This window comes from Hanstruepera flava, from assembly GCF_023634025.1.
Taxonomy (GTDB): Bacteria; Bacteroidota; Bacteroidia; order Flavobacteriales; family Flavobacteriaceae; genus Hanstruepera; species Hanstruepera flava.
The window spans coordinates 515,067-541,215 of the sequence record NZ_JALJCW010000002.1 but is presented as its reverse complement, the minus strand read 5'-3'; the positions used below and the strand labels follow the sequence as shown (position 1 = coordinate 541,215).

Genomic DNA, 26,149 nt, shown 5'->3' with positions numbered 1-26,149 from the left:
GATGTTTTTTGGTTTTTAACCGAATTTTTTGTACTATTGTCGATATCTTAACCGAAATAAAACAAATGTTATGACATTAAACTGTGTAGTAGTTGACGACTCAGCAATACAACGTCTCTCAATTGTAAAGTTAATTGAAAACCACCCTTCTCTTAATTTAATAGCAGAGTACAACAGTGCGTTGGAAACCAAAAACGGTCTTAATACCCACAAGGTAGATTTAATCTTCTTGGATATTGAGATGCCTGTTTTAAATGGTTTTGAATTGCTAGACGTATTAAACAACAAACCCCAAATTATTTTCGTAACTGGTAAAACCGAATATGCCTTTAAAGCATTCAATTATGATGCTACTGACTATTTGCACAAACCAATTACTCGCGAACGTTTTAATACAGCTGTAGATAAAGCTGTTGAACAACACAAGCTTAAACTGGATTTCAACGAAACCGAAGGTGAACATATTTTTGTAAAAAGTAACCTTAAAAAACGTAAGGTTTACATTAAAGACATTAAGTGGATTGAAGCCCTTGGTGATTACGTAAAATTGGTAACCGAAGAAACTAGTTTAGTAGTACTTTCTACTATGAAAGCTTTTGAACATGAATTACCAGAAGGTAAATTTTTAAGAATTCACAAATCGTATATTGTGAATTTAGACAAGGTTGACCGATTTAATAGTAAAAATGTTGAGGTTGGAACTTATGAAATACCGTTGAGTAGAAATAAGAAAACCCAACTTGTAGATGCTTTAAATAACATTTAATAGTTATCGACATTTAAAATTACGCGTATAGCCCTAAAATCTTTTACACTAGAGAAGCTGTTATTTACTTTAATAATAGCTTCTTTTGTTTTTACTAGAGATTGTTTATTGGGGATTTTCACTAAAATGTTTTTGTGATATTGATTTCTAATCCTTGAAACAGGTGGGAATTCTGGACCCAGCACATGCTCTTTAAATACCATACGCAACGATTTAGCAAACCAATCAGCTCCAGTATTTACCCGATTATAGTCTTTATGCTTTAATGTAATTTTAATCAATCGGTAAACCGGAGGGTATTTAAAGTTGTGCCTATCGTTTATTTGCTCCTTGTACATACTTTGATAATCATTTATTGATACCTGCTGTAGGATGTTGTGATATGGGTTATACGTTTGAATCAAAACCTTACCTCGAGTATCAGTACGCCCTGCCCTACCAGAAACCTGCAAAAGCAACTGAAAACTGCGTTCGTGTGCCCTAAAGTCAGGAAAGTTCAGCATGTTATCTGCATTCATGACTCCAACAAGCTTAACATTTCTAAAGTCCAAGCCCTTGGTCAACATTTGTGTGCCCACTAAAATATCTATCTCCTGTTGCTCAAAAGCCGTAATAATTTTTTCATAACCGTATTTTCCACGTGTCGTATCTAAATCCATACGTCCTACCTTAAAATCTGGAAACAATTGGCTGACCTCCTCTTCTACTTGTTCGGTTCCAAATCCTTTATTGTCTAAATCTACACTACCACAAGCCTCACACTTTTTTATCATTACACTGGTATATCCACAGTAATGACAACGTAATTGATCACGATATTGATGATAGGTTAGACTTACGTCGCAATTAGGACATTGTGGCGAATGCCCACAGGTCAAGCATTCAATTATAGGCGCAAAACCACGTCGGTTTTGAAACAAAATAATTTGATGCCCATCTTGCAAGGTTTCAGTCATTTCTTCAAGCAATCTATCACTAAAATGCCCTTTCATGCGTTTCCGCTTATGCTTGTCTTTTATGTCTACTAACTCAATGTCTGGCATTAAAACATCATTATATCGGGTTTTAAGCTCAACCAATCCATACTTACCCTGTTCAGCATTATAATAACTCTCTAAACTTGGTGTTGCCGAGCCCAGCAATACTTTTGTATTAAATAAACTAGCTAAAACCACGGCCGTATCTCTAGCATGATAACGAGGTGCCGGATCAAATTGTTTGTACGATTGCTCATGTTCTTCATCCACGATAATCATACCCAAGCTGTTAAAGGGCAATAAGACTGAAGAGCGCGCACCTAATACTACTTGAGCTTTAGGTGAATTGTTTAATACTTGATTCCAAACTTCAACACGTTCGTTATTGGAATATTTTGAGTGAAAAACAGCTACTTGTTCTCCAAAATAGCTTTGCAATCTTGAAACCAACTGTGTTGTTAAAGCAATTTCTGGCAGTAAATACAGCACTTGTTTTTTTTGTTTGAGTGCCTTTTCAATAAGTTTAACGTAAATTTCTGTTTTACCGGAAGACGTTACACCGTGCAACAATACAATGTTATGATTTTCAAATTGTTGAGATATATTGTTTAAAGTTTCGTTTTGAGCTTCACTTAATTGTTTTGAAGCTTCTTTTCCGGTTCCGTCAAATTCAATCCTATCGGTCTTTATAAAATATTCTTCTAGAATATTTTTATCAATTAACGTTTTAATAATTGCTGAAGACGCCTGACTTTCTTTAGACAAATCTGAAACCTTTATTGGTTTTTTAGTTTTGGCTGAAAGTGAAAATAACGTCATTACAACATCACGTTGTTTTGGAGCACGGCTTAAATCTTCTAACAAGTTTCTAATCTCTACTTCTGATTGGTATTCCGTATTGAGTTTGACATATCTAACCAGTTTAGGTTTATATTTTTCATATATCTCCTCATGGACAGAAATAACTTCTTTATCCAACAAACGCTTAATAACTGGAAGCACTTGCTTTTTGTCGACTATTCCCGTAATATCCTGAATGGTTAACGACGTTTGATGATGTAAGGCTTCATAAATCAAAAACTCATCATCTTTTAAATCGGTGTCATTTTCAACGGTATCCTCCTTTCTTGAAATTATGGTTTCACTTTCCAACAAAAAAGCGCTTGGTAAGGCAGCACGCATCACTTTGCCAACTGAACACATATAATACTTGGCTATCCATTGCCACAATTGAATCTGCTTTTGGGTTACAATAGCTTGCTCATCCAGAATTTGATGAATGTCTTTAGCTTCATAAACCAACGGTGGGTTTTGATGTGTTTGATAAACTAGAGCCGTATAGATTTTTTGCTTTCCAAAAGGCACAGAAATACGCATACCAGGTACTAGATATTTGTATTCTGCCTGATTTATACGATATGTAAAAAACTTTTCGAGCGGAATGGGCAGTATAACATCTACAAAATAAGGCATGGATTGGATTTTAGTTCTCACCTATATTTTGATTGTACTTTTTTAATCGGTTAAGCGATGCATTTAATTCGTAACCCAATAGCAGAATAGTAGAGTTCAACCACAGATATAATAACAAAATTAATAAGGCACCTATTGAGCCATAAAGTTTGTTGTATTGCGAAAAATTCTCAATATATATACCAAATAGAAAGGAACTGAAAATAATTAACAACGTGGTAAATAAAGCTCCAACCGAAAAGAATTTAGAATGTTTGCCTTCTTTCGTACCAAAGTAATACAACACGGCAGTCGCGATGTAAACCATAATGACAAAGAACATATACTTTGCGAAAATTATCCAGTTTACCGTGTTTTCTTTATCTACAAATCCATGTTCCTCAAGGTTCCCAATTATGTAAATTTGAAAGTATCCGAAAACTATAACAGTAACTATCGTCAAAAACGCCAATATTAAAGCAACTCCCAACGCATAGAGATATTGTTTAAAAATATTACGTGTTAGTTGTTCGTGATAGGAATTTTCAAACCCAGAGAATATAGCACTTATACCATTGGCCATTAAGGCAATTGACACTAATAAAACCGATGAAACCAAACCTCCACTATGCATATTATCTATATTATCATAAATATTGGTAAAAAAGAAGTCGGATGTGTTAGGCGGCAAAAAGGAATTTAAAAACTGCTGAAAATCCATCTTAAAGCCTTCAATTGGGATATATGGAATTATAAATAACACAAATAACAGAAACGGAAAAATTGCAGTAAAAAAACTAAATGCAATGGCACTTGCCCTAGAGGTTAAAGCACCTTTAACTATGCCTGTAATGTACAATTCCAACAAATCATAAAGCGACAAACCTTCTAAACCCGGAAGCTTAACATTCTTAAGTAAACGTACTACCAGGTTTACAATTGGAATCTTATCCAGTTTGTCCTCAATGATCTTTGTCATTCTAAACGGCTTTTAGACTTAAATCCATGTTATAAACCGAATGTGTCAATGCTCCAGATGATATATAATTTACGCCACATTCTGCATACTTTCTAATTGTTTTTTCGTTAATACCACCAGAACTTTCGGTTAAACATTGATCGCCAATCAACGCCACAGCTTTACGGGTATCTTCATAATTAAAATTATCAATTAGAATTCGATAAATGCCCTCTGATTGCAGAATTTCTTCGATTTCGTTTAAATCCCTAGCCTCAACAATTATTCTTAAATCCCGGTTAGTGTCCTTTAGATACTGTTTTGTTTTATTGATTGCTTTGGTAATACCACCAGCAAAGTCAATATGGTTGTCTTTAAGCATAATCATATCATACAGCGCAAACCTATGATTTTCACCACCGCCAATTTTAACGGCCCATTTTTCAAGAGCTCTAATTCCTGGTGTTGTTTTTCTTGTGTCTAAAATCTTTGTTCCAGTTCCTTCCAATAAATCTACAAACTGTTTGGTTTTTGTAGCTATGGCGCTCATTCGCTGCATGGCATTTAAAACCAAACGTTCCGTTTTTAAAATAGACTGTGATGAGCCTTCTACATAAAATACAACATCGCCATATTTAACTCGGTTGCCATCTTCGATTAACGTTTCAACGTTTAAGTCGTTATCTACGTAATTAAATACCCTTTTAGCAAATTCCACACCAGCAATAACGCCTTCATCTTTAACTAGCAATTTAGCTTTTCCATGGGCATTTTTTGGAATACAAGCTAACGAGCTATGATCACCGTCACCAACATCTTCACGTATAGCATTTGCAATAATTAATTCGAGTTCTTTATTGAATTGATCTTGACTTATCATGTTTTAAATTGTTTGTGCTAAAATAACAATTGATTTTCGAAATATAACGCCATTTGTAACAAGATTCATTGTAAATCGTCGAGACTGTAAACCATAATATGAAGACACTTGAAGCTATTGTTTTTAAACTTCATGAGAAGTTAATCTTTAAACTTTTTACTTGGGGCACCCGAATTTTACTTTCTTTAGCATTTATTCCATCAGGTTTGAAAAAATTATTAGGACAACGTTTCACATTATTGGGAACTGATGATCCTGTAGGATTCTTTTTTGAAGCTTTATATCAAACAGGATGGTATTGGAACTTCTTGGGTTTTATGCAACTACTGGTTGCACTCTTACTTTTAATACCACGAACAGCCTTTTTGGGAGCCGTAATATATTTGCCTATTGTCATCAATATTTTTGTTATTGTAACAGCTATGGGATTTCAGGGCACACCAATTGTTGCCGGACTAATGCTTCTAGCCAATATTTATTTACTGATTTGGGATTATGCTAAAACCGAAGAATTAATAGCTATCATATTCAGAAAAGAGAAACAGATTGAATAAATTTGTATATGACTATAAAACTTCTAGCCATTGGCAAAACAGATAGTAAGCAGCTTCAATCACTAATTGATGATTATACAAAACGTCTGGGGCACTATATTAGATTTGATTTGGAAATAATTCCAGATTTAAAAAAAGTAAAACATTTAAGCGAAATACAACAAAAGCAAAAGGAAGGTGAGCTCATTTTAAGCAAACTTCAACCTACAGATGTTGTAATTTTATTGGACGAAAACGGTAAGCAATACGATTCCGTTGGGTTTTCTGACTATTTACAAAAACACATGAATTCTGGAATAAAACAGCTTGTTTTTATTATAGGTGGTCCGTACGGCTTTTCTGAAGATATCTACAACAAGTCTCATAGAAAGCTATCTTTATCCCAAATGACATTCTCACATCAAATGGTGCGTTTATTTATTGTAGAACAATTGTATCGTGCATTTACGATACTTAAAAATGAACCCTATCATCATAGATAGGAAAAAAAGACTTCTATGATTGATTATCCCATAGCCGTCATAGCTGTTGTATCTATACCTATTGTGTAGAAAAAACTAACAATGTACATTATTAATTTAATCATCATAATGGTAGATAACCCAAAAAATAGAATTAATGATACATTTTCAACACGATTTCTCATAATTTTGATGGTTAATTAAACTTAAAAAAGTTTCGGTTTGAGAACCGTAATTGACTGATGATGTGATTAATATATAAAAAAACTATCAATAAATTAACAAATTGTTAACAAATATTGATAGTTTTTATAAATCCTGTAAGTATAATCTTAAATAGACAGCCTAATTGGACACTTAATGTGTAGAGAATTGTTCTTTACGTTTTTTAAGTTGTTTTTCTAAATCTTTAATAGTCTCTTTAACAGCACTTTCGTAATTTTCTTCATTAGAAGTCGCAAAAATTCGAGGGCCAGGTAGGCTTAATTCAATCTTACATATTTTACCTTTTCCTTTTGGGTCATGAATAACCTCAAAATGCACTTCTGCACTAATAACCCAATCATACTTTTTTCCTAATTTTTCTAATTTACCGGTTACGTATTCATTCATAGCTTCGCTAGTTGCCATACGTACATATTGAATATTAATTGTCATAATGTTTATTTTATAGTTCAAAGTTACTATTCTAATTAGTATATGTAAATGACTTTTGTCATATTTAATCTTATTTATTCAAAACTTTTAAGACATTATTCATCATAATTCTTTGTCCTTCCTCATTAGGATGAACTCCATCATCCAAAACGTGCTTATGCGTCATGTTTAGACTAAAATCTATAACTGGTTTATCCTTTAAATTACAAAACCGAATTAGAGTACTTCTAAAATGTCTAATACATTCAGAATAATTTTCTTGAATAAAATTAAGCTCATTTAAGTTATAGGATAATGTGGGCAAGCCTATAAAAGTTTCTACATTATGGTGATTTGCATGACGAGACATAGCTTGAATATTCGAAATTATAAATTCATCCTTTAAACCAAACCAGAGGTCGTTTGTTCCTCCCAATATAATAAGGTGGGTTGGTTTATGTTTAATGAGTAATGATTCACATCTGGTTAACATACCTGATGTTGTGTCTCCACAAATTCCGGCATTAACAGTACTAATTTTCGGTGTTTTTTTTAAGAGTTCAACCCATCCCAAATCTGGATTGATTCCATAGGTTTCGGTTAAGCTATCTCCAAGGCATAATACTTTCATCTACTCAAAAATTACTTTATCAGCACTTTCAAACCAAGCTTTATAAAACTCTTGATGAATTTTTTCAATATTATTTCGTTTTACTTTTAAACTTGGTGTAGTCAATCCGTTGTCAACATTCCAATCTTCTTTCATAACAACTACTTTTTCCAACATTTCGTGCTTTTCTAAGCTAGGGTTAATAGTGTTTATAGATTCCACCAAACTTTCCGTTAATTCAGTTTCAGATTTAACCTTACCCAACTCAGAAAGCGTAATCAATGCAATTGGTTGCGGAATTCCTGTACCTACTATGCAAATCTGTTCAATATCTGTATTACTTGAAAGCAGCAACTCCATATGTGATGGTGAAATATATTTTCCCTTATCTGTTTTAAACTGATCTTTAACCCGTCCGGTAATGGTTAAAAAGCCATCATGATCAAATTCTCCAATATCACCGGTTTTCAAATAGCCATCCTCATCAAAAACAGCTGCTGTTGCTTCGGGAGATTTATAGTACCCTACCATTAAGCAATCATTTTTCACGCAAATCTCCCCTTCTGGAGACAGTTTTGCTTTTGCTCCAAGAACGGTCTTGCCAACGGTTCCTATTTTGTGCGATTTAGGTAAATTAAAATGTGATACACAACAATCTTCTGTCATACCATAACCTTGGTGAATGGTAATGCCTAACTTTTTATACCATTTCACCAAACTAAATGCAATAGGCGCTGCGGCTGAAACTATAAAAACAGCATCTTTTAAACCTAATTTCTTCTTGAGTTTATTTCTTACTATTGCATTTAAAATTGGAATACTTAACAACACATTCAATTTCTTTTGTGGAATAGAATTTAAAATCTTCTCTCTAAATTTTGTCCAAATGCGTGGAACCGCAAAAAACACATGAGGTTGTGTGTTTTCAAGATCGCGAGCATAGGTTTCCATGGTATCAAAAAAGGTAATTGAAGCACCCAAAGACAACCCAGCATTACACAAGGCACGCTCTGCAACATGAGCTAAAGGCAAATATGAAAACAATTTTAGGTTTTCAGGCAGGTTCATAACCTTTACAAAGGTTTTAGAACTTACCGCAAAGTTAGAGACTGTATGCATAACACCTTTAGGATTACCTGTAGTTCCAGATGTGTAAATTATAGTATGCAAATCATCATGTTTAGGTAAATAAACATCATTAATGGTTGTGTTGTTTTTCATTAAGACCTCCCATTTGTCTCCAACTTCTATACCATACATTTCAGTTGAAATTATTGGCATATTAGGAATTCCAGGCTTTTGAGATTCAAAATCATCCAGCTTACCAACTATAATGGCTTTCGACTCACTATGAATCAATATCTGGCTTATGGATTTTGCGTTTAATGATGGGTAAATAGGAATAGATACATAGCCTGCCATCATAATAGCTAAATCTGCCATTACCCAATGCGCACAATTTTTAGACAACAAGGCCACATGACTTCTATTAGGCAAACCGTAAGATTTTAAAGCTGCAGCTATTTTTCTGGCTTGAAGACCAACTTCTGCATAGGTATACGTATAAACCTTATCGCCCTTAGGTTGTTTTAAAAATACTTGATCTGGTTTTTTGGATTCCCAATACAAAAAAGCCTCAATTGGTGAGTGAAAATCTGGCATAGCTAGTTGGTTGAATTTCTTAAATATACTAAAGTTTTACTTACTTTTTACAGTGGCATCCATAAAACCAAACCTATCTGTAAGATAAAAAACACCAAAAATGGCAAGACTAAATATCCCATGATGTCTCGTGCTTGAAGATTAACACCTTTACCCATAATTGGCATAACAATCAATAAGAAAAATGGCTGAAGCATATTACTCAAGCTCTCTCCATAGGCAACAGAAAGCGATGCTCTTGAAATCATTGCTGTAACTTGTTCTTGTGGTAATCCTGAACCAATTTCCTGAACTGCATTAATTATACTGGGACCAATTACCGCAAACTCCCCTCCTGCCGAAGGAATAGCAAAATTAATTAGTCCTCCGGAAATGTAAGCAAAAAACGGATAGGTGTCCATTGTAGCTACAGAGGCCAATAGTTGACCAAGACGCTCACCTAAACCCGAGTACAACATAATTCCCATGATACCAGCATATAATGGATACTGAAACAATATGCCCGAAATATTACGACTAGATCGCTTCATGGAAATAACATAACGCATAGGTGTTTGATGCAGAAACAACCCAACTATTAAAAACACAAAAATCATGATGTTGAAGTTTAAATCCAGTCCTTTTGAGTAAAAGTGATAAACAATGTAAATCATCCCCATGGTAACAAACACTAATTGCAAAAGGCGACTATTATTTAAACCATCAGACCAGGATTTAAAGGGTAACTTTAAGCTTAACGCCTCTTCCTTAATGGTTTTAACCTCATCGCTATCAGTATCTACTAAAAGATTCTTCAACTCGCGGTTTTTAGCAGATTTAGGACGTAATAAAAACAACAATAATGGCGCCATTACAAGAAAAGAAACTATCATAGCTATATTAAGCGTAGAACCTAGAGTAAAAGACGTGTCTATTGTACTTTGCAATACTTTAGCTTCAACCAAATAATTCCTTTCGGTATTTAAAAGTAATGGTATGGTACTAGAAAGCCCAAAAACCCAACCATTGAATGAAAAATACACACAGGCTATTAAAAACGGGTAATTAATCCCTTTGATACGTTGTGCTAAAGCCCTTGCCAATACGCAAGTAATTACAACCCAACCAAAACTTATCAACGAAAACAACAATCCAATGAGAACCACAAAAAAATACACTTGGTTTGGTGTTTTTATTAAGCTAGCCAATTTATCAATACCTTTCTTTATAACTGGCGATAAGGCAATACTATAGCCTGTAATAATAATTAAAACAATTTGCATGGTGAACGACAGCAAATCAAAAAAGCCATCGTACCACGCCACAATAATATCAAGTGGCTTGACGTCCATCCAAAAATAGGAAGTTAAACCAGCTAAAAAGGTAAGCAGTATAGCAAACACAAAAGCATCTGGCATGTACTTTAAAAATAAATGGGTGAATTTTTCGCCGAGTTTGGTTAGCATTTCTAAATAAATTTAATTTCTTACTTTTTCCGTTTTTTATTAACTCCCAATTTATAACCAAAAGCTAATTTAGCTTTGGATAAGTAAAAGCTATAGCGATTATCAAAACCTAATTGTGTTGAATAGGTTTCGGCGCCATAAATTAGGTTAATATAATACCGTTTCACATTATACCCTAAAGCCAATGTGAAATCTAATTTATAAAGCATGGGCTTTGACGGTTTATAACTCTCATCTTCTAGAGTGACACTTTTATTCATGAGCGCCACTCCTGGCATAATATTACAGGTTGCAACAAAATTTTTAGGCAACATAAAAACCGATAAAAATCCAGCCAATACACCAACCGCAACACTATTGTAACGTTTTATTTCTGCTTTCTCATTATAATACAACTCGCCGTTTGGTGGTAGAATATCATCATTGGATGAAAAATAATCATACACCCCAAAAACTCCCAAACCGCCAGTTATATAGACATTTTTGTTGCGTTTTGCTAAACCCGCTTTTAATAGTGAATATGAAAATTCTATTTCAGATAAGGTATATAAGTAATTAAAACCAACCGTAATAGACTTAATATCGTCCCTAAAAACAGTTGGTTGCCCAAAATTGTTTTTAACGTTAAATCCCTTGTACGATTGGATAAATCCGTTAGCATAATGGTGCTTGCCAACAATAATAGTTCCTTGAGCATCAAAACGATTGGTAGCTTCCTTATTCGCCGTTTTTATATTAAAGGCAATATCAATCAAAACTTTACTACTTGCAAAACCAAAACCCAGTCCATAACGGTTATTGGGCACATAGCGCGATTTGGTATCTCCATTTTTTAACCTAAACTGCTTAACCTTATAATTTGAAAATAATCGCAGAGAATAATTTCTAATATCGTGATCTATAAATAATGAATCAACAACATCAATCAAATTTAAAGAGTCCTTATCTTTCTTAATTTGAGAATGACCTGAAATAGAAATAAAACTTACCGCAAAAAGAAGTATAATTCTGTGAATCATGTTATGTAAAACAACTAAATTTGATGAAAATTATTTCGTTACAACCTCTCAAAAAGCTAAAATTACATTAATTCAATTAATATGCAACTTGTTTTCGCAACCAATAATTTAAATAAACTCAATGAGGTACAGAAACTCATCCCATCACACATAACGCTCTTAAGCTTAAAGGATATTGGATGCGAGGTGGATATTCCAGAAACGCAAAAAACCATAGAAGGCAATGCTATTCAAAAAGCGCAATACATAAAAGAACATTATGGTTATGACTGTTTTGCAGATGATACAGGTTTAGAAGTAGAAGCCCTAAATGGTGAACCTGGTGTGTTCTCGGCACGATATGCCGGTGAGCAACGTCATGCTGAAGACAACATGAATCTATTATTAGAAAATTTACATCAAAAAACAAACCGAAACGCCCAATTTAAAACCGTAATTGCATTACATTTCAATAACGATTTGAAGACCTTTACAGGCATTTGTAAAGGTGAAATTACACAAAAAAAGCATGGTGATAAAGGTTTTGGATACGACCCGATTTTTAAAGCTAAAGGCCAAACTAAAACTTTTGCTGAAATATCGTTAGACAAAAAAAACAAAATTGGCCATCGTGGTAAAGCCATTAAACAGCTGGTAGCTTTTTTAAGTAGCCATTAATCGTCTTATTATAAAAAAAGCTTATATTATCCCTTAATTAAATAAACACCTTAAATAAACTGTCATGAAATACTTTAAACCATTTACTATACTGCTCCTTACTGTTTTAGTTTCTATTTTAGGTTGCAAGGACAAAACTGAAACACCTCAAAAAGCTACGGAAGAAGCTGAACTACAACCTTTACAGGTTTTTGACGCACCTGCTAAACAAAACACTACAGCTCAAAATACAAGCGGTTTATATCATTATACATGCCCCAGTGGTTGTGCTGGTGGCGCAGCAGCCGCTGGAAATTGTAGTAATTGTGGAAATGCTTTAGCACATAATCAGGCCTATCATAATAATACGAACACCAACAATTCACCAACCGCTTCACCAACTAGTACAACAACGAACACTACAGCACAAAGTGGGCAAAATGCAGCTGGTGTTTGGCATTACACTTGTAGCAATGGTTGTGTTGGAGGAGCTGCCTCTGCAGGAAATTGTGGTACTTGCGGTAATACTTTGGCGCATAATACGGCTTATCATAATTAAAAAGACTTTTTTGATTTTTTGACGCAACCCAATTGTGTTTTGAGCATCTACTAATAAACCAACCTTATGAAAAACCTACAACTATATTGTTTAGCTGCTTTTATTATGCTATTCTCCTGCAATAGTGATGATGACAATACTGAAAACATCCCACAAACCATTGAACCCGAAGTTCAAATACTTGGTGAGTGGAAACTTATTTCAGTTTACCACTATGATCCCGAATTAGAAATTGATTATTCAAGTGATAATATTGTTTTTGATTTCAAACCAAGCAATTTATTAGTAGTTTCAGGAAATGACGACCCACAATATGTTTATACTAATGGTGAATATGAATATAGTTTTGAAGTTCTTCCAGCAACTCATCCAAACGGTAATCTAAGACATCGATTAAAAGTTGGTAACTCTAGTTGGGTTTATTTATTCGACCACGACGAGGTTGATTTCATATTATCTCAAATTGATTGGGATGGCCCAGTCTGGCGTTTTGATAAAAACTAAAACTATGAAACACTTACAACTAATCTTTCTTGCTGTTTTTATTACTTTATTTTCATGTAATAGTGATAATGATAATGATTCAAAGGCTGTTCCTACAGGCGAAAATTATTTAATATTTGGTCATTATGCTTTTGTACATTGTAATTTAGAAGAAGCTTGTATAGATGTTTTTAAACTAACAGATGAAAAGCTATTTGAAGATATTATTGATGACAATCGTATAGAAGAATTTGATTTTATAGAACTTGACAATGAACTTTTCGAACTGGTTAATGATTTGCCTGATTATTTCCCTGAAGAATTACTAAATAGTAATGAAACGACTTTTGGATGTGGAACATGCGTTGATGCTAATGATTATTTTGTTGAATACTCACATAGCGGTATTGTAAAAAGCTGGTGGATAGAACCAGATTATGGCGTCACTCCAGAATATTTGCACGAGTTTATAGACAAACTAACTGAAAAAATACTTCTATTGCGATAAGAATAATCATTGCAAGTAATCAGTTTTTATAAAACGTAATTCATCTCAAATAAAAGTGTATCTTTGCCCACTGAAATACAGCGTTTTGTATTTCGTATTCCTCAGGGTGAGGATGTGTTACCAAGAAGTTTCAGGTTAAGTATGTCGATTCGCTTCTGTTGTAACACTTTATAACATAATCGAATACTTACATTTAAGAATGAACACATTCCAAGATTTAGGTCTTAACCAAGACCTATTACAAGCTATTAATGACATGGGGTTTGTAACCCCAAGTGATGTCCAAGCGCAAGCTATCCCAATTTTATTAGATCAAGACACTGATTTAGTGGCATTGGCTCAAACAGGAACTGGTAAAACAGCAGCCTTTGGTTTCCCAATGTTGCAAAAAATACAAATGGATAGTCGCACCACGCAAGGCTTAATCCTATCGCCTACTCGTGAACTTTGTTTACAAATCACCAACGAATTAAAACAATATGGCAAACATTGCAAAGGCTTACATGTGGTAGCCATTTATGGCGGTGCAAGCATTACCGAACAGGCCAAAGAGGTCAAAAAAGGTGCACAAATTATAGTAGCCACACCTGGCCGTATGAAAGATATGATTAGCCGTCGTTTGGTTAATATCTCAAAAATTGAATACTCGGTTTTAGATGAAGCCGATGAAATGTTAAACATGGGATTCTATGAAGACATCACCGATATTCTTTCACACACACCTCAAGAAAAAAGTACCTGGTTGTTTTCGGCTACCATGCCCAAGGAAGTGGCTACCATTGCTAAAAAATTCATGCACCAACCTATTGAAATTACTGTTGGAACAAAAAACGTTGGTAGTGACCAAGTGTCACACGAATACTATTTGGTAAATGCCAGAGACCGTTATTTAGCCTTAAAACGATTGGCTGATGCCAATCCGGATATCTTTTCGGTGGTGTTCTGCAGAACCAAACGCGATACTCAAAAAGTAGCTGAAAAATTGATTGAAGATGGTTATAACGCAGGTGCATTACATGGTGATTTAAGCCAGAATCAACGGGATTTGGTAATGAAAGCGTTTCGTAACAAGCAGATCCAAATGCTTGTGGCAACCGATGTGGCTGCTCGTGGTATTGATGTTGATGATATTACGCACGTAATCAATTACCAATTACCAGACGAAATTGAAACCTACACCCATCGTAGCGGTCGTACAGGTCGTGCTGGGAAAACAGGGGTTTCCATGGTTATTGTGTCTAAAAGTGAAGTGCGAAAAATTAAAAGTATTGAGCGCATTATTAAAAAGGACTTTGTAAAAAAGGATATTCCTAACGGTATGGAAATTTGCGAAGTGCAACTCATGTCTCTTGCCAACAAAGTTCACAATACCGAAGTCAATCATGAAATTGATAAATATTTAGATAGTATTAATCAACTATTTGATGATACCAGTAAAGATGAACTGATTAAAAAATTCTTTTCGGTTGAGTTTACACGCTTCTTTAATTACTATCAAAAATCACACGACTTAAACGTTTCAGCTGATGCCTCTGGTAATCGTCCTGGCGATTCAGGTGACAATACTAGGTATTTTATTAATGTAGGTAAAAAAGATGGCTACGACTGGATGAAACTGAAAGACTTCTTAAAAGAAATTTTAGAGTTGGGTCGTGACGATGTTTTTAAGGTTGATGTAAAAGAAAGTTTCTCGTTTTTCACTACCGAAAGTAAGTTACAAGAAAAGGTATTGGCCTTCTTTACCGATTTCAAACACAATGGTCGTTTTGTAAATGTAGAAGTTAGTGAAGACAAAGGCAGAAGCACAAGTCGTGGTAAAAGACGCCGTGATGGTGGCAAACGTAGACGTGATGACAAACCTAGAGGCGATAGACGATCAAGTTCTAAAAACGACTCTGGGAATAGACGTAGTCGTAGAAGCTCTGAAGGCGGATCAAAACCTAGGCGTTCTGAAACTAGAACATCTTCAGGTTCTTCTAGACCAAGACGCTCAAGACGATAAGCTATTTGTTAATATTAAGTCAAATTAAGGGATAAAAGCCTAATCTATTTTTTTGTTTAGTACTTTTATCCCTAATTTAGTCGAAATGAAAAATTGCTTTTTCCTACTTATATTTTTTCTTGTGTCAGCTTTTGGCTTTTCGCAAGACGATACGTTTGTATTGGGTAAAGTAATAAATGCTACCAAAGCCGAGCCTTTAGAAGGTGTAAATATTGTTAACTTATCTCAAGTAATTGGAACCACAACCAACGAAGAGGGCGATTTTGAATTAAGAGCAAAGCCTAATGATACCTTACATTTTTCGTATTTAGGTTTTAAATCTATCAAGGTTCGTGTAACCAATGACTGGATTAAATATGGGAGTTCTACAATTCAGTTAACAGAACTAGCTTTAGCTCTTGAAGAAGTAGTTATTAATGAGTTTCGTTTAACTGGTTTTCTAGAAGTTGATATCCAGCAAGTACCAATTAATACCAATTATCGCTACAGAATTTCAGGACTGCCATCTACAGGTTATGAGGCTGTCAATAGATCCAATGCTGTAAACAAAGTTTTAGGTGCCATTTTTAATCCTGCCGATTTTTTACATAATATGTTTGGAAAAAAAGGAAATGAAATGAGAAAGCTTAAACAAATGAAGCAAGATGATGAAATTCGTAATTTGTTGGCCTCTCGTTATGACCGCGAAATGCTCATGGTTTTGTTACAGGTAGATAAAGTAGACTTAGATGAAATTGTGAGACAATGCAACTACTCGGCAGATTTTATAAATTCCGCTAACGATTTACAACTACTTGACGCTATTAGCGAATGCTATGAAGAATACAAAGTATTGAGCCGTAGCCGAAGTAGAGGTTAATTATTACAATTAAGCTCTAGAGTGTAACGCTACCCTATTCCCTTCAGTATCCAAAAATACACCCATATATCCATGTTCGGGAGAAATTTGTGTTTTGGGCTGGTAGATTTTACCTCCTGCTGCTTCAATTCTATCTAATTCGTTTTGTACATTTTCGGAAATAAAATACACCAACGTTCCTTCTTGACTTGGTATATAAGATTCTTGCTTTATTAATGTGCCTTGCGCTCCTGGCGCCTGACCTCTGTCTGGAAACCAACCCATTAATATGCCACCAAAATCTACGACATGAATATCAATTTTAAATACCGCTTCATAAAAAGCTTTGGCCCTGTCCATATCTGATACTGGTATTTCAAACCAGCCAACCATATTATTTTCCATAATTTATCGTTCTAAAACAGTTTTCAATTTAGTTAAACCCTCTTCAAAATCCTTACCAACTGCCTTTTCAAAATTAAAAAAGAGCATCATAATATTAAATGGTATTGGATTTACACCTTTAAAACCCCAAACTACTTTAGTTTGATTAGGCTCAAGTTCTTCAACCGTAAAATAACCAATAGATTGTGATTTCCAGGGTTTAAAAAACCGCAATTGTGTTTCCATTCTTTGGTTTTCATCTATTAGTATTATTTCCTGCTCACCCGTACCTACATCTTTATTGCCTTCCCATTTTGAAATGAAGCCAATTTCGCCATCCGTACCTATAAATTCCTGCTTCATATTCGGATCCTTTTGTTTCCAGGGCGACCAATCGTTTTGATTTTTAACATGCTTAATGTAATTGAAAACTTCAGGAACAGATTTATTGATAACAACACTGCGATTAACTTCGTAGTTTCTAGGAGCAACAAGGGCTAAAACCAAAATTAGAGCCAGAAGGCCTAAAAGGATATAGAGAATAATCATAAGAATAAAATGTTAGTTAGTTATTCTAAAACTAGTAAATCATTTATGGATTATAAAATCTTTTAACAATATCATCGTAACTTTTAACAGTCTTTTTTATCCAATCCAGACGTTTTTCCAGCTTTTCGGTTTCAGTCAATTCCCAATTAATTGTAGATTTTTTTAAACGTGTGGTAACATCTTGAAGTAAAATTGCTGCCGAAACAGAAATGTTTAAACTCTCTGTAAAACCATACATAGGAATTTTAAGGTAACAGTCAGCTTGATCCAACACGTCTTGAGATAAACCCTCGGTTTCACGTCCAAAAAAGAAACAGGACTTTTTGCTAATATCAAAATCTTGAAGTAAACAATCGTTTGTATGTGGTGTTGTAGCTACAATTTGATAGCCTTGCTTTCGCAAACTGGCCAAACAGTCCTTTACATTATTATAACGGTTTAAATCGACCCATTTTTGAGCTCCCATAGCAATTTCCCGATCAATACGTTTACTGTTTATCTCTTCAACAATATGGACTTCCTGTATTCCAAAAACATCACAGCTTCTAATTACGGCACTGGTGTTATGAAGTTGATAAACATCTTCTATAGCAACTGTAAAATGTTTAGTGCGCTGTGATAACACATTTTGGAACCTGGCTTTTCTATTTTCTGTTAAATAGCCTTCCAAATGCTCCAATAATGCTAAATCTATCATTTAATTGTTTGAACCAATGTTACCTTGAGCCACCAAAACATCCAATTGTGTATCACTTAAATGCACATTTATATATCCATTTACAGTTCCTACCTCATCATAGCCAAATGATGTGCCATCATCAAGCATTTCAATATTTGTTTCGCTAATTCCTGTATCACCATCTACATTATTAAATGTAAAAATAATTGGCCCTGTTGTTGCCAAATCATTGGAATGTATATGACTTGGATAAGAAGCTCCTGGCACGGCATTTTCCAAAGTGATAACAGCCAATGACATTCCATTGTTTCTTTGGTAAAATGTTGCTGTCCCTTGAATACCTGGCACATCCACTTCGTTTAGCGGATAAGCCAATGCAGCTCCTGTCAATTCGTTTTCACCTATATCGCCATGCGATACTATAGTTTGCAGATTTGTGGGATCTAAATGCACATTAATATGACCATCATATTCTGTGATATCTGTAAAGCCAAACTCGGTACCATCATCTAATTGCGAAACATTAGTTTTGCTAATACCTGTATCGCCATTTATGTTATTAAATGTAAAAACTACTGCTCCACCCTCAAGAGCTGTATTGCCATGAATATGGGCTGGATGCACAGAGCCATTAACAGTATTGGCTAGCTCAATAACTGCTAAAGCTTCTCCGTTTTCACGTTCAGAAAATTTTGCAGTACCACTAATTCCAGACATATCTACATCGCTTAAAGCATACGTTTTTGTATTTCCAGTTAAATCATTTTCTCCAATATCGCCTTGCGCTAAAAGAGAATCTAAATTATTGGAACTTACATGTACATTTAAGTGTCCGTTAAAAATTATAAGCTCTTCGTAAGTAATTGGTGTACCGTCGTCTAACGCTGTAAATGTTGTAGTACTTCTTCCTGTATTACTATTAACTGGATTTAAAGTGATGGCGATAGAACCACCTTCAACTGCTGATTCATAATAAATACGGGCAGGATGACTACCGTTATTGGTATCTAATCCAGACAAAATAACTTGCGCAGTAATAGATTGGTCTTCACCTTTAACAAAACGCACATAACCGGTAACAACAGGGTTTTCCACAGCACTTAAATCGTATTCAATGTAAGTTAAACTTGAATCGATGGGAATTGAATTTTCATCACTGGCACAATTGGTAAATAGAATTGCCGCAATAGAAAACAGTAGTAAAATAGATTTCTTCATAAATAATTTAATAACACTCTAAATTTACAATTTATACTATAAAACCAAATAAGTTATTAATTATTATCTCGTAATTTTTATAATTTTAAACCATGAAGCATATAGTTGTACTTACTGGAGCAGGCATGAGTGCCGAAAGTGGTTTAAAAACCTTTCGCGATGCCAATGGACTTTGGGAAGGTCATGATGTTATGAAAGTAGCCTCGCCAGAAGGTTTTGCCCGAAATCCGGAATTGGTTTTAGAGTTTTACAACCAAAGACGCAGACAGTTATTAGAAGTCAAACCAAATACTGCACATTATGATTTAGCCAATCTTGAACATGACTACAAAGTATCTATAATTACACAAAATGTTGATGATTTACATGAGCGTTCAGGCAGTTCTAACGTTTTACACTTACACGGTGAACTACTGAAAGCCAGAAGTACTTACAATGAACAAGATGTTGTTGATTGGACAACCGATTTGATTTTAGGAGATGTTTGTCAACAAGGTTATCAAATGCGACCACATATTGTTTGGTTTGGTGAAGCTGTACCGATGATTGAAAAAGCTATTGAAGTATGCGTAACAGCAGATGTATTAATGATAATTGGCACAAGTATGCAAGTATATCCTGCAGCAAGTTTAATGCACTACGTACCCAATGGTACACAAACCTTTTTTATAGACCCTAATCCAGCAATGAACAGCTCTATTAATCTTACTGTTATTTCAGAGCCAGCAACCGTTGGTGTGAGCCAAGCTATTGAACAACTAAAGTTACTTTAAGTACTGTTCTATTTCCTGAATTAAGGTGTTAGTCAACTCCAATAATGTTTGGCTTAAATTTTTGATACTTTCTGAACCGCCTCGCCTATAATTAAGTTGGGCAAAAATTGTAGCTTTATGATTATTGTTGAATATTGTTTCTGAAACGATATTATTTTGCTCATCGACTTCTAACCCTAATCCGTTGTTGGCAACAAAAGCACCAAAATTAACATCAGTCATAAATAAATTGTTATTGTTGACAACAGACTCCACATAATCTAAACGCTGAAAATAACGTATAATGTTATGTTGTAAATCTTCATTTATAATAAGGTTAATACTACCGCTGGAAATCATATTACTAAACGTTGCACGATTGGCTTTGAACGTATGTCTTCCTTGAAGTTCATAAAAAAACCTAGATAAAACGGCTTTATCTGCCGTATCTGAAACAAACTTTTTTGCCGAATCAACTTGCGCCAAAACAACACTTTCATATTCTATTTGTTGTTTTATCAGTTGTTTTTGAATTTCTAAATCCTCTTTTAGGTTCTTCAAAATGGTTTTTTCATGTACTCTATTTTGCTTCTCCTTATTCCATGTATTAATCTGTAAAGCAATGAGAATACCTATAACCACTAGAACAATTTCCCCAATGGCATAAAAGAAATAGCGCTGTGCCCTATTTTGCTCCATTAATTTCTTTCTGATTTTTCGTAATGCTGAAACCATTAATCTACACGCTTAAGGTTCAAATCCTGAAAATCGAAACTAAAATCAATATTAGGTGAAATACCTTTCATAGTAAAACCGTTAGCTTTTCCGTTTTCATCTAATGTGAACATAGCAAAAGCATCGGCATTCATATCTTGATATTCCCATTTAATAGCAAAGGTTTCATCTTTATAATGTTTTAAAGGACCATTGAGTAAAGGTGAACGATGACATTTAATCCATAATTGGTCATCCTTCATAAATACTTCAATTTTACCAAACCAAACATCTTCATAAATACCTATATATTTATTCACTTCAACTGCACCTTGATCCATACTCGCTACAGCTTCCCAAACCTTGTTTGTTGCAGCATCGTCACCACTTTTAAACGATTTCATATAGGCAGCATACTTATCAATCCACTTAAAATCATCCAGCTCAAAATACATGTCCAAAATGGTATTGGATATGGCAGAAAACATGGCGCCACCATCATTACTGGTATTGGTTAAAATAACGATACCCAAATTCATATCAGGAATTAAAATAGTTTGCGATAACATACCTGGTAAACCTCCTGTGTGCTCTACCTTCATATTGCCTTTAACATCAGACAAAAACCAACCCAAGCCATAACCTGAAAAGTGTGAGTTGTAACGTGGATTGCGATCTACGTCCATAACCGTATGTATTTTCCACATTTCATTATGGTTGGCTTGTGTGAACAATTGGCTACTTAAATTATCACCATATTTTCCTTTATTTAATTGCAATAGCATCCATTGCGATAAATCGTTGACATTTGAAAAAATACCTCCTGCAGCACCATTAATCATTTCTTCAAAAATTGGAATAACTCTAATGTCTCCTTTTTCTGTAGAATGCGAAGCCGATAAGTTATCTATATCATTTACATTGGATAAAGAACCATGAGTATTATCCATTCCTAAAGGTTCAAAAATTCTACTTTCAACAAAAGCTTCCCATGTCATACCACTTTTTCTGGCAATGAGCTCTCCTGCTACTAAATACAATAAATTATCATAGTCCCATTTGGTACGAAAATCTGATTCTTGCTTAAAATGCTGAAAGCTAGACAACAAATCATCTATAGTAAAATCTGAACCCTGTGGGAAAAACATGAGGTCTCCCACACCTAAACCTAAACCACTTCTGTGTGTAACCAAATCGATAATATTAAAATTCTCTTCCACATAATCGTTATACATCGTGAACTCTGGAATATGTGTTTTTACCTTATCATCCCAATTGAGTTTGCCTTCTTCAACTAACAGTGCTAACGCAACAGTTGTAAAAGCCTTACTGTTAGATGCTATGGCAAAATTAGTATGCTCATTAACAAGCGCTTTGGTTTCAATAGATTTAATACCATAGCCCTTTTCATGCAATATGCTACCATCTTTTACAACGGCAACCGCACAACCAGCCACATTAAACTTGGTCATAGCATAATTAACAATAGAATCTATTTGTTGTGAGGTAACTTGTGCATGAATCTGGCTAATGCAACATGTAATAAGAAATAGGAATAATGTTGCTTTTCTTTTTGTGGATTTCATAAAGAATAGTTGGTTGATTAATAATTAACGATTTGAAAGATAGCTAATTCCATAAGGAATTCCTATTGTTATAAACAGTACTGCATATCATTTGAATTTATCAATTTAAACTACTAAATTCGTTTACACCTGATATAAATAATTCCAACAATTCATATCAGTACGTTAGCTACAATTTAAACCAACCAAATCGTTGAAAGAAAAAGCAGTTGAATATAAAATAAAAGGTGGAGCAAATCGACTGAACGAAATAATCCGAACTGAAATAAATCAAAAAAATTTTAGTAAACAGAATAATATTTCTGGTGAGTATTCTGATGATGGCGGATTTGACCTTTCAAATACATTTTCTATGCTATACACAGAGCCGAATTTAGGTCCTCTTGTTAAACTAAATTTGAAATCGGTTAATTCAAATAGCGACGGAACTGAAAGTAAACTGATTCTGAAAAGAAAAAACGGAATGACTTATAATATTCATTTTTGGTTTGCAATTTTCTTTATCATTCTGACAATTGTTATTGCAATTTATCAAACTTTCACGAATGGAGTTAATGAAAGTCTTATGATTTTCGTTCTTCCAATTTTTGGACTGATTTACATACTGTTAATTGAATTATTCGCTAACTCAACTATTTTAAGTTTGATTAGACGAATTGAGAAAATAATGACAGCGGAAAAAATTGAATATAAAAAACTGTAGCTAACAACGGCTAAAGTTCATTGCTTCTGATATTAGGGGCGATTCTTCTCCTCAATCCATTTACTCATATACTTGGTGCTTTGTAAAGTTTGATGTTGTAACATCTGCCCTATTGTATTATTAAGCCTATGGTTTTGTAAGTTGTCCAGAAGTTTTTGTAATCGGTTTGTAAACTCTCGTTTATGCGCTTCTTTATCAAATCGTGTATTTAGAACCCTAAAGCCATTCTGTTGTTTGGTTTTCCAAAGCGACTCATCAATATACAACGCAACAGCTTGTTCAGCAAATTCCATTGGGTTTTCTGTAATACAACCGTTAGGTTCTAAACTTCCAAACATACCTTCGGCAGCAATTTGAGACATAACGCAAGGCGTACCGTTTTTCATGGCATCAATCAACTTGCCTTTTAGTCCTGCACCAAACTGTAAGGAAGCCAAACACACTTTAGCTTGTTGCATGACTTGATTAACATCATCAGCAAAACCCTTGATGATAAAGCCTTCCCTTTCATTATGTAGTTGCAGGACTTTTTGTGAAGCATAGGCTCCATATACATGCATTTCTGCTTTGGGCAATTGTTTTCTGATTAATGGCCAAATAGTTTTTTTAAGGTACAAAACCGCTTGATAATTGGGTTCATGTAAAAAGTTGCCTATAGTGATAAAATGTTGTCGTGCTTCAAAATTAGGAAGTTGCCCTTCAACCTCCTCTTCTATCCTATCCTCCATAAACGGCAGGTAAACTAAAAGCGATCGATCTACCTTTAACTCATTTGTAAGTAATTCCATTTCAAACTCTGAAATAATCAAGCTTAAATCACTTCTATAAATACTAGCTAATTCTCTTTTAAAAGTATCATTTAATAAATACGTTCTATCAAATGGTTTGTTGTCCTTAAAAGCTTGATGTCTGCCTTTTCGTAATCCGTGTAAATCTTCGGTGTCTAGAATTCGTAATGCATTTGGGCAGTTTTCAGAAACACGCCAGCCAAATTGTTCTTCCATCATAAACCGGTCAAACAATACAACATTGGGTTTCAATTCAGTAACAAAATCATCAAAAGAACTGGAATTTACTTCAATGGAAACAGTATTAATATTCAGTTTTGCTAAATCATACGCTTGATCCTTTTTCTCACAAGGACTCGCAAATGTAATGTGATAGTTTAAGGATTGAAAGGTATCAATAAGCTGCATCATTCGACTTCCTGCCGCAGAACTTTTGGGTTCTGGCCATACATAGCCTATGATGAGCAATTGATTCATAAACTATTCTGGTTTTGCTTCTAAACCGTATTTAATTCTAACGGCTTGTGCCCAGTTAATAACCGATTGTATTTGTGCATCAGTCAGTTTAGCTTCACCATGAGTCCATGTATAGGAATTTAGTGGCATTTCTTTTTCTTCAACCATTTCAATTAACTCTTCTAACTTATGGTCTTTTTTCTTGGTAGAGTATTCGTCCCAAACCGATACATTAAAATGCCCCTTACCATGCTTTACATGGTCTGCCAACCAATAATTAACAGGTGTAATATTGTTATACCAAGGATATCTTGTGGAATTACTATGGCAATCGTAGCAAGATTCCTTTAAAATAGCTTCAACATCTTGTGGTGGGTTGGTATCATTTATAAAGGCGTTAATGGCTAAATCGCCATCGTTCTTTTCTGGCCCAAAAAATTGTGCGATAACGAAAAGGACTAACAGTATGACTAGGAGTTTCTTAAATAGTTTCATTTTGTGTAATTTTAGATTTTTAAAAATAGAAAATATTCGTGACTACAGAACAACTTTACGAAGAATTAAATTATGTTAATCACTCCCGTGAAAAACGCTTGTATTATGCCAATTTAGTGATTGACAATCCTAATTTAATTCCCAAACTTTTGGAAATTCTATTTATGGTTGACGATAAGGTGTCCTGCAGAGCGGCTTGGGTTTTTGAGTTTATGTGTGGTGAAAACCTGGAAGCAGCTATCCCTTATCTTGATACGTTTACAGAAAACTTTGGCAAAGTTCATTTAGATTCGGCTGTAAGGCCAGTTGCTAAAGTCTGCGAGTACTTAACAAAAGCCTATTATTCCAAAACAGATAATAAGATAAAAATGGCTTTAACGCCTAAACACAAAGAACGCATTATTGAAGCCTGTTTTGATTATATGATTAATGATGAAAAGATAGCGCCAAAAGCCTATGCCATGAACACCTTATTTTTACTTGGACAAGATTATGATTGGATTCATCCCGAATTGGCACTTATTCTGGAACGTGACTACCAAATGCAGAGCTCCGGATTTAAAGCCAGAGCACGACATATTTTGAAGAAAATAAAACCGTAACTGTTTATGTTTTAGTGCCCAGCATATACAAAACAACACCTGGACCAGACTTTAGTTTTCCCATATCCCAATTATAATCATCAGAATTGTCCAAACTTGTAACCAATTCTTGCATTTCCTTTACAGAATAGGTTCGCAATGAAGACACGACACCATCCCACAGTACAAATAGCGGAATAATTGGAATAATGTACGTAAACAAAATACGTCCAAACTTAAATGGCCTTATAAAAGGCGTAGTTAGCCATACACTTATAGGAGAAAACAGCATGGCCAATATACTAGGAACACTTCGTTCTTGCGCTTCAAAAATGGCAATAGTAGCATTTGAATCTATAGCATTTTGAAGAATTTGTCGGGCATCGAGAGGTTTAAAATGATGTAATGACAAGAACTGGGTTCTTAACCCTTTCAATTCTTTGGGAACATTTCTGGCATCGATAGAGACACTTATAAACTCAAAATTATCAGCTTGCTTTTTAGTGTATTCAAAAGCTGGAATATTGGGATAATAATCCGTTAGAATAATTTTTAAGTCAGGAATGTCCTTTATCAATTCGCTATTCAACCATAGTAATCCACCACCTCCACCCGAACCCAAATCTACAATTTGATTGGTATCGACTTTACTTAAACCCTTTTTGATAATTGGAATAATTGGCTTATATAGTTTCGTTTTATTTGATAAGAATTGTAAAAAGTCTGTACCATAATTCCTTAAAAAATTTGGAAACCATCTTTGATCTTCAAATTCAAATAGATGTATACGTCCCATTA

Annotated in this window: 30 protein-coding genes; 12 read left to right on the top strand and 18 right to left on the bottom strand. The window is 34.4% G+C overall.

Features of this window, described 5'->3' with window-relative positions:
- Positions 1–70: 70 nt before the first annotated feature.
- On the top strand, positions 71–766 hold the full coding sequence (locus MTX13_RS10070) for a LytR/AlgR family response regulator transcription factor (protein ID WP_104734031.1): 696 nt from the start codon (positions 71–73) through the stop codon (positions 764–766).
- On the opposite strand, the gene priA is transcribed toward MTX13_RS10070, so the two are convergent.
- Genes priA through nadC form a run of 3 tightly spaced genes read right to left on the bottom strand, consistent with a single transcriptional unit; the run spans position 763 to position 5,033 of the window.
- A complete protein-coding gene (gene priA / locus MTX13_RS10065) occupies positions 763–3,216 on the bottom strand; it encodes a replication restart helicase PriA (protein ID WP_250434556.1) in 2,454 nt (817 codons plus the stop codon). The genes MTX13_RS10070 and priA overlap by 4 nt on opposite strands.
- Before the next feature lie 10 nt (positions 3,217–3,226).
- Positions 3,227–4,174 (bottom strand): YihY/virulence factor BrkB family protein, encoded by a 948-nt coding sequence (locus MTX13_RS10060; RefSeq protein ID WP_250434535.1) that lies wholly within the window; start codon positions 4,172–4,174, stop codon positions 3,227–3,229.
- A gap of 1 nt (position 4,175) precedes the next feature.
- A complete protein-coding gene (gene nadC, locus MTX13_RS10055) occupies positions 4,176–5,033 on the bottom strand; it encodes a carboxylating nicotinate-nucleotide diphosphorylase (RefSeq protein WP_250434533.1) in 858 nt (285 codons plus the stop codon).
- Between the two features lie 98 nt (positions 5,034–5,131).
- On the opposite strand from nadC, the gene MTX13_RS10050 reads away from it, so the two are divergent.
- Together MTX13_RS10050 and rlmH are read left to right on the top strand one after the other, a co-directional pair.
- Complete coding sequence (locus MTX13_RS10050) at positions 5,132–5,587, top strand: DoxX family membrane protein (RefSeq protein ID WP_250434532.1); 456 nt, start codon at positions 5,132–5,134, stop codon at positions 5,585–5,587.
- Between the two features lie 8 nt (positions 5,588–5,595).
- Positions 5,596–6,069 carry a 23S rRNA (pseudouridine(1915)-N(3))-methyltransferase RlmH gene (gene rlmH, locus MTX13_RS10045; protein ID WP_250434531.1) on the top strand — a complete coding sequence of 158 codons (474 nt, stop codon included), beginning with the start codon at positions 5,596–5,598 and terminating at the stop codon, positions 6,067–6,069.
- Between the two features lie 23 nt (positions 6,070–6,092).
- Here rlmH and MTX13_RS10040 read toward each other — a convergent pair whose 3' ends face one another.
- The 6 genes from MTX13_RS10040 to MTX13_RS10015 all read right to left on the bottom strand — a co-directional run bounded on the left by MTX13_RS10040 (position 6,093) and on the right by MTX13_RS10015 (position 11,420).
- Positions 6,093–6,233, bottom strand: coding sequence for a hypothetical protein (locus MTX13_RS10040; RefSeq protein ID WP_250434530.1), 141 nt, complete (start codon positions 6,231–6,233; stop codon positions 6,093–6,095).
- Positions 6,234–6,405: 172 nt separating this feature from the next.
- Positions 6,406–6,705, bottom strand: coding sequence for a ribosome hibernation-promoting factor, HPF/YfiA family (gene hpf, locus MTX13_RS10035; protein ID WP_250434529.1), 300 nt, complete (start codon positions 6,703–6,705; stop codon positions 6,406–6,408).
- Between the two features lie 70 nt (positions 6,706–6,775).
- Positions 6,776–7,315, bottom strand: coding sequence for a GDSL-type esterase/lipase family protein (locus MTX13_RS10030; RefSeq protein WP_250434528.1), 540 nt, complete (start codon positions 7,313–7,315; stop codon positions 6,776–6,778).
- Positions 7,316–8,956: an AMP-binding protein gene (locus MTX13_RS10025; RefSeq protein WP_250434527.1), complete on the bottom strand. Its 1,641-nt coding sequence runs from the start codon at positions 8,954–8,956 to the stop codon at positions 7,316–7,318. It abuts the gene before it with no gap.
- 47 nt (positions 8,957–9,003) lie between these two features.
- On the bottom strand, positions 9,004–10,401 hold the full coding sequence (locus tag MTX13_RS10020) for a short-chain fatty acid transporter (RefSeq protein ID WP_250434525.1): 1,398 nt from the start codon (positions 10,399–10,401) through the stop codon (positions 9,004–9,006).
- Positions 10,402–10,421: 20 nt separating this feature from the next.
- Complete coding sequence (locus MTX13_RS10015; RefSeq protein WP_250434524.1) at positions 10,422–11,420, bottom strand: DUF4421 family protein; 999 nt, start codon at positions 11,418–11,420, stop codon at positions 10,422–10,424.
- A gap of 81 nt (positions 11,421–11,501) precedes the next feature.
- Between MTX13_RS10015 and MTX13_RS10010 the strand changes: the two genes are divergently transcribed.
- From MTX13_RS10010 to MTX13_RS09985, 6 genes are all read left to right on the top strand, one after another.
- Entirely contained in the window at positions 11,502–12,077 is a 576-nt protein-coding gene (locus MTX13_RS10010) for a non-canonical purine NTP diphosphatase (protein ID WP_250434523.1), read from the top strand.
- Positions 12,078–12,141: 64 nt separating this feature from the next.
- Positions 12,142–12,615, top strand: coding sequence for a hypothetical protein (locus tag MTX13_RS10005; RefSeq protein ID WP_250434522.1), 474 nt, complete (start codon positions 12,142–12,144; stop codon positions 12,613–12,615).
- 66 nt (positions 12,616–12,681) lie between these two features.
- Positions 12,682–13,119: a hypothetical protein gene (locus MTX13_RS10000; protein WP_250434521.1), complete on the top strand. Its 438-nt coding sequence runs from the start codon at positions 12,682–12,684 to the stop codon at positions 13,117–13,119.
- Positions 13,120–13,123: 4 nt separating this feature from the next.
- Positions 13,124–13,606: a hypothetical protein gene (locus MTX13_RS09995; RefSeq protein ID WP_250434520.1), complete on the top strand. Its 483-nt coding sequence runs from the start codon at positions 13,124–13,126 to the stop codon at positions 13,604–13,606.
- 199 nt (positions 13,607–13,805) lie between these two features.
- A complete protein-coding gene (locus MTX13_RS09990; protein WP_250434518.1) occupies positions 13,806–15,608 on the top strand; it encodes a DEAD/DEAH box helicase in 1,803 nt (600 codons plus the stop codon).
- Positions 15,609–15,693: 85 nt separating this feature from the next.
- Positions 15,694–16,467, top strand: coding sequence for a carboxypeptidase-like regulatory domain-containing protein (locus MTX13_RS09985; protein WP_250434516.1), 774 nt, complete (start codon positions 15,694–15,696; stop codon positions 16,465–16,467).
- 9 nt (positions 16,468–16,476) lie between these two features.
- On the opposite strand, the gene MTX13_RS09980 is transcribed toward MTX13_RS09985, so the two are convergent.
- The 4 genes from MTX13_RS09980 to MTX13_RS09965 are packed head-to-tail and all read right to left on the bottom strand — an operon-like array spanning position 16,477 to position 19,276.
- Complete coding sequence (locus MTX13_RS09980; protein ID WP_250434514.1) at positions 16,477–16,851, bottom strand: VOC family protein; 375 nt, start codon at positions 16,849–16,851, stop codon at positions 16,477–16,479.
- A 3-nt stretch (positions 16,852–16,854) separates the two neighbouring features.
- Positions 16,855–17,379, bottom strand: coding sequence for an SRPBCC family protein (locus MTX13_RS09975; RefSeq protein WP_250434513.1), 525 nt, complete (start codon positions 17,377–17,379; stop codon positions 16,855–16,857).
- A gap of 43 nt (positions 17,380–17,422) precedes the next feature.
- A complete protein-coding gene (locus tag MTX13_RS09970) occupies positions 17,423–18,076 on the bottom strand; it encodes a TrmH family RNA methyltransferase (RefSeq protein ID WP_250434511.1) in 654 nt (217 codons plus the stop codon).
- Positions 18,077–19,276, bottom strand: a complete 1,200-nt coding sequence (locus tag MTX13_RS09965; protein ID WP_250434509.1) for a CHRD domain-containing protein — start codon at positions 19,274–19,276, stop codon at positions 18,077–18,079. It abuts the gene before it with no gap.
- Between the two features lie 92 nt (positions 19,277–19,368).
- On the opposite strand from MTX13_RS09965, the gene MTX13_RS09960 reads away from it, so the two are divergent.
- Positions 19,369–20,049 carry an SIR2 family NAD-dependent protein deacylase gene (locus tag MTX13_RS09960; protein ID WP_250434508.1) on the top strand — a complete coding sequence of 227 codons (681 nt, stop codon included), beginning with the start codon at positions 19,369–19,371 and terminating at the stop codon, positions 20,047–20,049.
- Here MTX13_RS09960 and MTX13_RS09955 read toward each other — a convergent pair.
- Together MTX13_RS09955 and MTX13_RS09950 are read right to left on the bottom strand one after the other, a co-directional pair.
- Positions 20,041–20,727 (bottom strand): DUF6090 family protein, encoded by a 687-nt coding sequence (locus MTX13_RS09955; protein ID WP_250434506.1) that lies wholly within the window; start codon positions 20,725–20,727, stop codon positions 20,041–20,043. The genes MTX13_RS09960 and MTX13_RS09955 overlap by 9 nt on opposite strands.
- Before the next feature lie 35 nt (positions 20,728–20,762).
- Entirely contained in the window at positions 20,763–22,328 is a 1,566-nt protein-coding gene (locus tag MTX13_RS09950) for a serine hydrolase (RefSeq protein WP_250434504.1), read from the bottom strand.
- A 193-nt stretch (positions 22,329–22,521) separates the two neighbouring features.
- Here MTX13_RS09950 and MTX13_RS09945 point away from each other — a divergent pair, with 193 nt between their 5' ends.
- Positions 22,522–23,031 carry a hypothetical protein gene (locus tag MTX13_RS09945; protein ID WP_250434502.1) on the top strand — a complete coding sequence of 170 codons (510 nt, stop codon included), beginning with the start codon at positions 22,522–22,524 and terminating at the stop codon, positions 23,029–23,031.
- 32 nt (positions 23,032–23,063) lie between these two features.
- Here the strand turns inward: MTX13_RS09945 and MTX13_RS09940 are convergent, their stop codons facing one another.
- The gene (locus tag MTX13_RS09940) at positions 23,064–24,296 is read right to left on the bottom strand and encodes a glycosyltransferase (protein ID WP_250434501.1); all 1,233 of its coding nucleotides are present in this window, start codon (positions 24,294–24,296) and stop codon (positions 23,064–23,066) included.
- A 3-nt stretch (positions 24,297–24,299) separates the two neighbouring features.
- Positions 24,300–24,770 (bottom strand): heme-binding domain-containing protein, encoded by a 471-nt coding sequence (locus tag MTX13_RS09935; protein ID WP_250434499.1) that lies wholly within the window; start codon positions 24,768–24,770, stop codon positions 24,300–24,302.
- Positions 24,771–24,808: 38 nt separating this feature from the next.
- Here MTX13_RS09935 and MTX13_RS09930 point away from each other — a divergent pair, with 38 nt between their 5' ends.
- The gene (locus MTX13_RS09930) at positions 24,809–25,372 is read left to right on the top strand and encodes an adenylosuccinate lyase (RefSeq protein ID WP_250434497.1); all 564 of its coding nucleotides are present in this window, start codon (positions 24,809–24,811) and stop codon (positions 25,370–25,372) included.
- Positions 25,373–25,376: 4 nt separating this feature from the next.
- Here MTX13_RS09930 and MTX13_RS09925 read toward each other — a convergent pair whose 3' ends face one another.
- The gene (locus tag MTX13_RS09925; RefSeq protein ID WP_250434496.1) at positions 25,377–26,147 is read right to left on the bottom strand and encodes a hypothetical protein; all 771 of its coding nucleotides are present in this window, start codon (positions 26,145–26,147) and stop codon (positions 25,377–25,379) included.
- Positions 26,148–26,149 lie beyond the last annotated feature (2 nt).